General features: G+C 35.8%; 1 protein-coding gene. It reads right to left on the bottom strand.

Annotation, left to right across the window (positions count from 1 at the left end):
- On the bottom strand, positions 1-571 hold a 571-nt coding region (locus AYJ08_RS04425), incomplete at its 3' end, for an NCS2 family permease (protein ID WP_197490582.1).
- Positions 572-1,004 lie beyond the last annotated feature (433 nt).

The following is a 1,004-nucleotide window of genomic DNA, read 5'->3' as shown; positions in this document are numbered from 1 at the left end:
AAGCGCCATTTATATTTAGGGAGTAAAATATCAGGGTAATTAAAAGACCAATCAGAGCTAAGATGACAGAAGGAGAATGCAAATCGCCTAACGCAACCAAATTGCTTGGGTGGGCAGTAATTAACCCGCTCATACGTAATCCCAAGAACGCAATAAAAAGCCCGATTCCAGCAGTAATAGCATGCTTTAAATTATTTGGAATGGCCTCAATTAATTTTGAACGTAGAGGTGTAAGGGAGAGGATAACGAATAATATCCCTGCCACAAATACTGCTGAAAACGCAATATGATAATCAAGCCCTTGATTGGTTTTTACAACGGAGTAAGCAAAATATGCATTCAAACCCATAGCAGGTGCAATTGCTATAGGATAGTTTGCATAAAGTCCCATGATAAGTGTACCGAGCATGGCGGCTATTACTGTTGCCGTGAAGCTTTGTTGAAAGGGAACGCCCGCATCTAATAAGATGAGCGGATTGACAACCATGATATAAGCCATTGTAAAGAATGTAGTAAATCCTGCAGTTAACTCTTTTTTGAAAGAGGAGTTATGCTTTTCTAGTTGAAACAATGTAGAACAGCTCCTTAAACACGAATATTAAAAGGTGATAAAATAGATATTATACGTATTTTTTTGTTTACGCAAGATGGGGAGCATTCTTCTGTCAAAAACCATGTTAGGATAAATCAAGTTGCTGTAGAATTAGATGTCAATTGTTGTACAGCTATGAATGAACCCATTAATTGGAGCTAGCAATTGTCATGATAAATTTATATGATAAGTGTAGTGTAACAATTGATTTTGTGGATTATTCTTAGAGCGACTAGTTCAAGTCGCTCTTTTTTAGTACGTTTTTTGTGGCTTTTAGCATGGAGAGTAATTCTTTGTACAAGTTGTTTAAAAGAAAATTTTTAAAAACTATTGACTATACTTAATTGCATGTGGTAGACTAAATCTCGTTCCCAAGAAATACATAAAAAATTGTATATGGCCCGTTGGTGAA

Origin of the sequence: Brevibacillus sp. SKDU10 (assembly GCF_001645205.1) — a bacterium.
Lineage (GTDB): Bacteria > Bacillota > Bacilli > Brevibacillales > Brevibacillaceae > Brevibacillus_B > Brevibacillus_B halotolerans.
The sequence above is the reverse complement of the archived record's forward strand: the minus strand, read 5'-3'. Positions and strand labels throughout refer to the sequence as shown.